Origin of the sequence: Microbispora sp. NPDC046973, from assembly GCF_040644495.1 — a bacterium.
Taxonomy (GTDB): Bacteria; Actinomycetota; Actinomycetes; order Streptosporangiales; family Streptosporangiaceae; genus Microbispora.
The window spans coordinates 36,511-45,427 of the sequence record NZ_JBEYWQ010000045.1 but is presented as its reverse complement, the minus strand read 5'-3'; the positions used below and the strand labels follow the sequence as shown (position 1 = coordinate 45,427).

Annotated in this window: 8 protein-coding genes; 7 read left to right on the top strand and 1 reads right to left on the bottom strand. The window is 69.0% G+C overall.

Translation table 11 applies throughout. The features are described 5' to 3' along the window. Positions 1-151: 151 nt before the first annotated feature. Positions 152-1,606, bottom strand: coding sequence for an arabinofuranosidase catalytic domain-containing protein (locus ABZ860_RS39875; RefSeq protein WP_357230970.1), 1,455 nt, complete (start codon positions 1,604-1,606; stop codon positions 152-154). 717 nt (positions 1,607-2,323) lie between these two features. On the opposite strand from ABZ860_RS39875, the gene ABZ860_RS39870 reads away from it, so the two are divergent. The 7 genes from ABZ860_RS39870 (at position 2,324) to ABZ860_RS39840 (ending at position 8,917) form a co-directional block, all read left to right on the top strand. Beyond that, positions 2,324-3,145: a pectate lyase gene (locus ABZ860_RS39870; protein WP_357230967.1), complete on the top strand. Its 822-nt coding sequence runs from the start codon at positions 2,324-2,326 to the stop codon at positions 3,143-3,145. Positions 3,146-3,263: 118 nt separating this feature from the next. Beyond that, positions 3,264-4,904, top strand: a complete 1,641-nt coding sequence (locus ABZ860_RS39865) for a cellulose binding domain-containing protein (RefSeq protein WP_357230964.1) — start codon at positions 3,264-3,266, stop codon at positions 4,902-4,904. A 55-nt stretch (positions 4,905-4,959) separates the two neighbouring features. Next, a complete protein-coding gene (locus ABZ860_RS39860; protein WP_357230961.1) occupies positions 4,960-6,444 on the top strand; it encodes an arabinofuranosidase catalytic domain-containing protein in 1,485 nt (494 codons plus the stop codon). Positions 6,445-6,693: 249 nt separating this feature from the next. Next, positions 6,694-7,191: a pyridoxamine 5'-phosphate oxidase family protein gene (locus ABZ860_RS39855; RefSeq protein ID WP_357230959.1), complete on the top strand. Its 498-nt coding sequence runs from the start codon at positions 6,694-6,696 to the stop codon at positions 7,189-7,191. 31 nt (positions 7,192-7,222) lie between these two features. After that, positions 7,223-7,630, top strand: a complete 408-nt coding sequence (locus tag ABZ860_RS39850) for a YciI family protein (RefSeq protein WP_357230955.1) — start codon at positions 7,223-7,225, stop codon at positions 7,628-7,630. 157 nt (positions 7,631-7,787) lie between these two features. Beyond that, positions 7,788-8,366: an NADAR family protein gene (locus ABZ860_RS39845; RefSeq protein ID WP_357230973.1), complete on the top strand. Its 579-nt coding sequence runs from the start codon at positions 7,788-7,790 to the stop codon at positions 8,364-8,366. Further along, the gene (locus ABZ860_RS39840) at positions 8,363-8,917 is read left to right on the top strand and encodes a GNAT family N-acetyltransferase (protein ID WP_357230952.1); all 555 of its coding nucleotides are present in this window, start codon (positions 8,363-8,365) and stop codon (positions 8,915-8,917) included. The genes ABZ860_RS39845 and ABZ860_RS39840 overlap by 4 nt, the downstream gene beginning before the upstream one ends.

The window sequence follows — 8,917 nt, the reverse complement described above, 5'->3', positions numbered from 1 at the left end:
TCTCACTCTACAAAACAACCCCCACCATCCCAACCCCGCCGCCCCCCCCGGGCGGAAACAACCCCCCGCCGCCGCGAGCGGCCGCTCACTCCGGCCGGCCGTGACCGGCTGGAGTGAGCGGCCGCTGCCCGGCCATCGCCCGACTCTCGGATCAGCGGTAGCCGGCGGAGGTGACGTTGGCCTGCACCGCGTTCTCGGTGGCGTCGGAGGGGTAACCCGAGACGATGGCTCCCTCGTAGAAGGTGCCCTGGCTCAGGTTGGTGTTGGTGGCGCAGCAGTCGCCGCCGCTGCCCAGGATGATCGCGCCCTGCTTCTTCATCGGGCTGTAGCCGCGGGGAAGCGCGCCGTCCCACAATGTGGTCATCGCGCCGGTCTGCGCGTTGCCACCCTTGATGGCGAAGCGCGACGTGCCGTTGTTCTTCAGCATCGCGGTGACGAACTTGCTGGTGAACGCCCGCTGGTTCGGGTTCCACGACGAACTGCCGCCCGGATACAGACCGTATTCGAGGTCGGCCTGCACCCAGGGGCCGGAGCCGGAGCAGCCGCCGAACCAGCAGCTCGTGCCGAAGTAGATGGCGTCCATCGCGCCCGCCCCGTCGGCCTTCCTGGTCGTCTCGCTGTTGCCGTAGTCGAAGCAGCAGCCGCTGTTGACGTGCGTGCCGCTGGTCACCATGTACATGCCCTCGGGTGCGCTGCCCGTCGGCACGCCGGTCAGGTGACCGTCACGCCAGTAGCTGTTGCCGGGCTTGATGTAGAGCGAGTAGGCCTTGCTGCCGCCGACGGTCAGCGACTCTGACGTCGCGGTCGCGGGGGTGTCCTTGCCGCCGGCCCCGCCGGGTCCCTGGTAGAGCATGTTGTTGCCGTGCCCGGACTGGTCGTAGATCTGGGTGATGACACACGAGGTGCCGGCGCAGAAGGAGTCCTGCGCCGCCGCGTCGGCGGTGCCGCCCGCGGCCAGGACGCCGATGTTCCTGGTCGCGCTGTCGGAGGAGCGCCTGACCTGGTACAGCGAGCCGTTGTAGTTCGCGTACAGGGCGCGGGTCGTGCTGTGTGCCGCCACACACGGCGTGCCGCCCACGGCGTAGATGTCACACGGCTTGCTCGCTACCGGCGTGGATGACGGGCTGGCCGAAGGACTCGGGGAAGGGCTCGCGGACGGGCTCGACGAAGGGCTGGTGCTGGGTGACGAGGTGACGCCGCCGGTGCAGGCCACGCCGTTGAGGGCGAAGCTCGCCGGGACCGGGTTGGAGCCGTTGAACGCTCCGTTGAACCCGAAGCCGGTGCTGCCGCCGCTGGGGATGGCGGCGTTGTAGTCCACGTTGGTCACCGTGACCTGGGAGCCCGACTGGGTGTAGGTGCCGTTCCACAGCTGGGTGATGGTCTGCCCCGCGGAGAACGACCAGGTGAGCTTCCAGCCGTTGACCGGGTCACCGAGGTTGGTGATGCTCACGTTCGCGCCGAAGCCGCCCGGCCACTGGTTCGTGACCGAGTAGTCCACGCGGCAACCTGTGGCCGCGTGCGCGGCGGGTGCGGTCAGCGCACCGGCTGCACCGGCCACGGCGACGAGCCCGGTGGCAAGCCAGAGCCGCAGGCGAGGGACCTTCATCCGTACTCCCGGGGTTCGTTTCACGTCTTCATGCGGTCAGCGACAACACAGGTGGCTCGGACTTCTCGTGAGCCGGCAGAGGTGGTGAACTCTTGTTAGCGCTAACAATTCTTTGCGGAACCGGTCCTCCTCTGTCGGGGGCATGTGTGATGGTGGTGCGGCGGAGCAAATACGACGCGAGGGAGCCTCGTCAAGGTCCGGGTCTTCTCCGCGCCGGCCCCCGGGCCGCCGGTGGCCTGTCCCACCTGCTCTCATCAGGGCGTGGCCCGGATCACTCGCGACTTTCGCGTAGTGAAAGTTTCACGGCTAAATAGACGTAACGTTCTGAGCGCCATCGGCCAGGTCGCGACCAGTAAGGCGTTCCGCGATGGAACTGCGGAAACTTCCACAGTTCGGGCCGCTCACCAGTGCAGGCCAGCAAGGATGAGGCCCCCGCGCCTCAACGAAACAATTTCGACATTCCCTTGACAGGTTTCTTCGCGGTTTCCAAACTAAGTCCCGAAGCGGCCTCCTGCCGGGGTCGGTGGTGAGCGGCAGGGGTTCCCGGTCGCGACGTCGTAAGCGTCGCGTCCGCAGATGATCGGGCCGCGAATCCGCCAGGTCTGGCTTCCGCTCGCTCTCGTGCACGTCGATGGAGCGCCGGTCGGCCTGAGTTCCCCTCAGTCGGCATCACCGCGCGCGGCGGCGTAGTCGCCGTGTCTCCCCCCTGGAGTGTGAATGAACACGTCCGCACGATTGCGCACCGCGTTGTTCGCCGCCTCGGCGGCCGGGATGGTTCTCGCGGCCGGTCCGCCCGGCAGCGCGTCCGCGGGCACCGTTCCCGGCGCGGCCCCGGCGGCCGTGCTGCGCCTGGCCGCCTGGCCGTCCCCCACCGGTCAGCAGGCGGTCGGCGCCACGATCAACGTCTCGGGCACGCTCGACGGAGGGATGAAGCGCTACTACGGCACCGGCGCCCTCGGCAGCGGCAGCCAGAGTGAAAGCCAGCCCCCCATGTTCAAACTGGCCAACGGCGCGGTGCTGAAGAACGTCGTCATCGGCGCGCCCGCCGCCGACGGCGTCCACTGCATGGGCACGTGCACCCTGCAGAACGTGTGGTGGGAGGACGTCGGCGAGGACGCGGCCACGTTCAAGGGCACCTCGTCGTCGCAGACGATGACCGTCGACGGCGGCGGCGCCAAGGCGGCCAGCGACAAGGTCTTCCAGCACAACGGCCCCGGCACCATGTACATCAAGAACTTCCAGGTGCAGAACTTCGGCAAGCTCTACCGCTCCTGCGGCAACTGCTCTACCCAGTACAAGCGCGACGTCGTCATCCAGAACGTCACGGCGACCACGCCCGGCAAGGTCCTGGCCGGCATCAACACCAACTACGGCGACACCGCGCGCTTCTCGCAGATCACGATCGTCAACGACCCCGGCAGGAACGTCGTCGTGTGCGAGAAGTACAGGGGCGTGACCAGTGGCGAGCCGACGAAGATCGGCAGCGGTGCCGACGGCGTCAACTGTGTCTACTCGTCGTCCACCATCGCCTACCGGTAGACCCGCTACCCGTCGCTCATCCCACGAGGGTTCTCGGTTCCTGTTTTTCGGGCCTCCGATTCCGGGGGCCTCTCCTCGTCATTTCCCATGCACCCGTAACTCATCTCAAGGAGGATTCGTGCGAAAGGTGAGAATTCTGCTCGCCGCCGGCATTCTCGCAGGCGCCCCGATCGCCCTGCAGAACCCGGCCGGCGCCCTGGAGAACGGCGTGGCCCGCACGCCGCCCATGGGCTGGAACAGCTGGAACACGTTCGGCTGCAACATCAACGAGACGCTGATCAAGCAGATGGCCGACACGATCGTCAGCTCCGGCCTGCGCGACCTGGGCTACAAGTACGTCGTGGTCGACGACTGCTGGTTCAACCCCACCCGCGACTCCGCGGGGAACCTGCAGGGCAACCCCTCGCGCTTCCCCAGCGGGATGAAGGCGCTCGGCGACTACCTGCACGCCAAAGGGCTGAAGTTCGGCATCTACCAGGTGCCGGTGGACAAGACCTGCGCGCAGTACTTCGGCAGCTACCCGGGCGCGACCGGAAGCCAGGGGCACGAGGTCCAGGACGCCCGCCAGTTCGCCGCCTGGGGCGTGGACTACCTCAAGTACGACTGGTGCTCGCCCAACGGCACCATCGACGACCAGGTCCGTACGTTCGCGAAGATGCGTGACGCGCTGGCGGCGACCGGGCGGCCCATCGTCTACAGCATCAACCCCAACAGCATCCACGCGAAGACGGGGCCGCAGCGCGACTGGGGCGACGTGGCCAACATGTGGCGGACGACCGAGGACATCACCAACAAGTGGGACACCGGTCAGACCAACGGATACCCGATGGGCATCCAGAACATCGTCAACGTCACCGTCCCACTCGCGTCGTACGCCAGACCGGGGGCGTTCAACGACCCGGACATGATGGAGGTCGGCCGGGGCGGCATGACCGACACCGAGATGCGCAGCCACTTCGCCCTCTGGGCGATGCTGGCCGCACCCCTGATCGCCGGCAACGACCTGCGCTCCATGGACTCGGCGACCCAGACCATCCTCAAGAACCAGAACCTGATCGCCATCAACCAGGACCCGCTCGGCCTGCAGGCCCGCCAGATCAGCAACGACGGGACCCGGCGCGTGCTGGCCAAGAAGCTCGACAACGGCGACGTCGCGGTCGCCCTGTTCAACCAGGGCGGCAGCACCACCACGGTCAGCACCACCGCGTCCGCGATCGGGCTGTCCGGCGGTTCGTTCACCCTGCGCGACGCGTGGACGAACGCCGTAAGCGGCAGCACCGGCGCCATCTCGGCCAGCGTGCCGTCGCATGGCACGGTCGTCTACCGGGTCAGCGGCGGCGCGAGCCCGTCGCCGACTCCCACGCCGTCACCGTCCTCCACCCCGTCACCGTCCTCCACCCCGTCGCCGTCCTCCACCCCATCGCCGTCCCCCACGCCGTCGCCGAGTGCGCGCCCCGGCGGGTGTACGGCGACCTACCGGCTGGTCAACAACTGGGGCGGCGGCTTCCAGAGCGAGGTGACCGTCGGCAACACCGGGACGGCCGCGCTCAACGGCTGGACCGTGACGATGACCCTGGCCGGCGGACAGACCGTCACGAGCCTGTGGAACGGCGTGAACACCGGCACCAGCGGCGCGATCACCGTCAAGAACGCCCCCTACAACGGCGCCGTCGCCGTCAACGGGTCGACGACGTTCGGCTTCACCGCTGAGGGTGACGGCTCGATCGCCCCGGCCAGTGTGACCTGCACGAGCCCGTGACCGAGTGGAAAGCCGGGGCTCGCGAATCATCCACTCTGAGATTGGGGAAACACCTGTGCGAGATGTCAGCTCTTTCCACCGGCGGTTGAGGCTGTCGGCCGCCGCCGTCGCCGCGCTGTTGACGGCCGGCGTCGGGGTGGCCGGCACGCACGCCGCGTCGGCGGCCGCGGCCGGATGCCAGGTCACCTACACGGTCACCAACCAGTGGCCGGGCGGCTTCGGCGCGAACGTGAACATCACCAACCTCGGTGACCCGGTCAACGGCTGGAAGCTCACCTGGTCGTTCTCCGCGGGGCAGACCATCACCCAGCTGTGGAACGGCACCTACACCCAGTCGGGCTCCCAGGTCACGGTGACCAACGTGGACTACAACGCCGCCATCCCCAGCGGCGGCAGCACCGGCTTCGGGTTCAACGGAGCGTTCAACGGCTCCAACCCGGTCCCGGCGAGCTTCGCCCTCAACGGGGTGACCTGCACCGGCGGCGTCACCTCGTCGCCGAGCAGCTCCCCCACCGCCTCTCCCACGGCGTCGCCCACTGTCTCGCCCACGGTGTCGCCCTCCGCGTCTCCCTCGCCGCCGTCGTCCAGGCAGCCGTGTGACATCTACGCCGCGGGCGGCACGCCGTGCGTGGCGGCACACAGCACGACCCGCGCCCTGTACGCGAACTACAACGGCTCGCTGTACCAGGTCAGGCGCTCCTCCGACAACACCACCCGCGACATCGGCGTGCTGAGCCCGGGCGGAGCCGCCAACGCCGCCGCGCAGGACTCCTTCTGCGCCGGCACCACCTGCCTCATCAGCAAGATCTACGACCAGTCGGGCCGGGGCAACCACCTCACCCAGGCACCTCCCGGCGGGTTCTCCGGCCCGGCCGCCGGTGGCTACGACAACCTGGCGACCGCCACCAAGGCGCCGACCACGGTCTACGGCCACAAGGCGTACGGCGTCTACGTCGACCCCGGCGTCGGCTACCGCAACAACGCCACCAACGGCGTCGCCAAGGGCGACCAGCCCGAAGGCATGTACGCGGTCTTCGACGGCACCCACTACAACGGCGGCTGCTGCTTCGACTACGGCAACGCCGAGACCAACAGCCGTGACAACGGCAACGGCACGATGGAGGCCATCTACTTCGGCAACATCAAGGTTTGGGGCTACGGCACCGGCAACGGCCCGTGGGTCATGGCCGACCTGGAGAACGGCCTGTTCTCCGGCGTGAACCCCGGTTACAACGCCAACGACCCGACCGTGAACTACCGATACCTGACCGCCATCATCAAGGGTGAGCCCAACCACTGGGCCATCCGGGCCGGCAACGCCCAGTCGGGCGGCCTGTCGACCTTCTACGACGGCAAGCGGCCCAACGCCTCGGGCTACAACCCGATGAAGAAGGAGGGCGCCATCATCCTCGGCATCGGCGGCGACAACAGCCACGGTTCCGCCGGCACCTTCTACGAAGGCGTCATGACGTCCGGCTACCCGACCGCGGCCACCGAGAACGAGGTGCAGGCCAACATCGTCGCCGCCGGATACAAGTAGAGCGGCGACGACCACGAGGGATCGGGCCGCTCCCGGGCACAACCCCGGGGGCGGCCCGCCGTCGTCTGCGCCCTCTGCGTCATGACGTCGCCGCGGGCGTGCAGATCGCCGTCAGCCGGCGGTGTGGGCGGCTGCCACGGCGGTGGCAGCCGGAAAAAATCTTGGAACTTCGGGGCCGGCGGATGTCGAGAATCCTCCGGCGGCTCCGTCCCCGGGGCAGATCACGACAACGACCCTGGAGGGACGGCTATGCGAGCGAACGAGATCACCGAGATTCTGGACCGGCCGATCAGCCGAGAGCTGCTGGCACGCGACGTGACCCGGCTGGCGTACGTGGCCAAGGACGGCACGCCCCGGAACGTCCCGATCGCGTTCACCTGGAACGGCTCGCAGATCGTCATGTGCACCACGAAGAACGCCCCGAAGCTCCCGGCTCTGCGCGAGAATCCGATGGTCGCCCTGACGATCGACACCGAGGTGCACCCGCCCAAGATCCTGCTGATCCGCGGCCGGGCCGAGCTGGACGTCGTCGACGGCATCCCGGACGAGTACCTCCAGATGAACGGCTCGTACGAGATGACGCCCGAGCAGCGGGTCGAGTGGGAGGCCGAGGTCCGCTCGCTCTACGACGGCATGGTCCGGATCGTGGTGACCCCGACGTGGGCGAAGCTGATCGACTTCGAGACGACCCTGCCGAGCGCCGTCGAGGAGCTGGTCCGGCAGCGGGCCGAGCGTGAGCGCGCCTGAACACGGTCCCGACCACACTGAGGAGAAGACGATGGCCAAATACCTGCTGCTCAAGCACTATCGGGGCGCTCCCGCACCGGTCAACGACGTGCCGATGGACCAGTGGACGCCGGAGGAGGTCGACGCGCACGTGCAGTTCATGCGCGACTTCGCGGCCCGCTTGGAGGAGACGGGTGAGTTCGTCGACGGACAGGCGCTGTCGCCCGAGGGCACCTTCGTGCGGTATGACGGCGAGGGGCGCCCGCCGGTGACCGACGGCCCGTTCGCCGAGACCAAGGACCTCATCGCCGGCTGGATGATCATCGACGTGGAGTCCTGGGACCGCGCGGTCCAGCTGGCCGCAGAGCTGTCGGCCGCTCCCGGGGCCGGCGGCAAGCCGATCCACGAGTGGCTCGAGGTGCGCCCGTTCCTGGCCGAGCTGCCCACCATCACGGAGTGACGCGCGTGGACGAGTCCCTGCTGCGAACGCGGAGGGCGGCAGACGCCGTCCACCGGACGCACGCCGCGGACGCCCTTCTGGCGGCGTGCGCGGGCGGCTCCTCCCCAAGCCGCCCGCCGTAACTCGATGGCCGCGGCGAGGCCGCCTGTGGCACGGTGTGGGCGTGTCCGAGCAGATTTCGCCGCCTCGAAGCGTGGACGAGGCGATCGCCGCCGAGCAGGCGGGCCATTCCCTCCGCTATCTGTACTTCTGGGGCCACCGGCCTGCCAGGGACGGCGGCGTCGGCCCCGGCTGCCTGTCCCAGTGGTGGCCGGTCGCCTTCACCGAGGACGGCCGCACCTTCGCCTCCGCCGAGCACTACATGATGGCGCACAAGGCCTGGCTGTTCGGCGACACGCAGGCCGCCGAGCAGATCCTCGCCGCCGGTCACCCGGGCGAGGCCAAGAAGCTCGGCAGGGCCGTACGCGGCTTCGACGAGCAGGTCTGGAACGCGCATCGGTTCGGCATCGTGGTCCGCGGCAGCATCGCCAAGTTCGGCCAGAACCCGGAGCTGCGGCGCTACCTGCTCGCGACCGCCGGCCGGGTCCTGGTGGAGGCGAGCCCACTCGACCGGATCTGGGGCATCGGCCTGGCCGCCGACGACGAGCGTGCCGCCTCCCCCTCGACCTGGCAGGGCCTCAACCTGCTCGGCTTCGCCCTGATGACGGCCCGCGACGCCCTGGAGGCCGGCACGTGAGCGGCCGCGCCTCCGCCGGCCGGCCGAATCGCGCGGGAGAGCCCGCTCACGGCACTGCGCTGCCGATCACCACTGTGCCGCCGATCATCACTGTGCCGCCGATCACCACTGTGCCGCTGATCCGCGGCGCCGGGTCCGGCGACGCCGAAGACGTCGCCGAGGTCTTCCTCGCCGCCCGGGCCGAGATGACCTATCTGCCCCCGCTGCACTCCGACGAGGAGACCCGGGCGTGGATCGCCGGCGTCATGCTTCCCTCGTCGCAGGTGTGGGTCGCCGAGTCGCACGGCCGGGTCGTGGGGTTCGCCGCCCTGCGCGGAGAGTGGCTGGACCACCTCTACCTCGCGCCCGCCGCTCAGAACGGCGGCGTCGGGAGCGCGCTGCTCGACCACGCCAAGAAGGCGCGCCCCCGCGGGCTCGACCTGCATGTGTTCCAGCAGAACACCGGTGCCCGGCGTTTCTACGAGCGGCACGGCTTCTCCCTCGTCGCGGAGGGCGACGGCAGTGGCAACGAGGAGAACCTGCCCGACGCCCGCTACCGCTGGCGGCCCTGA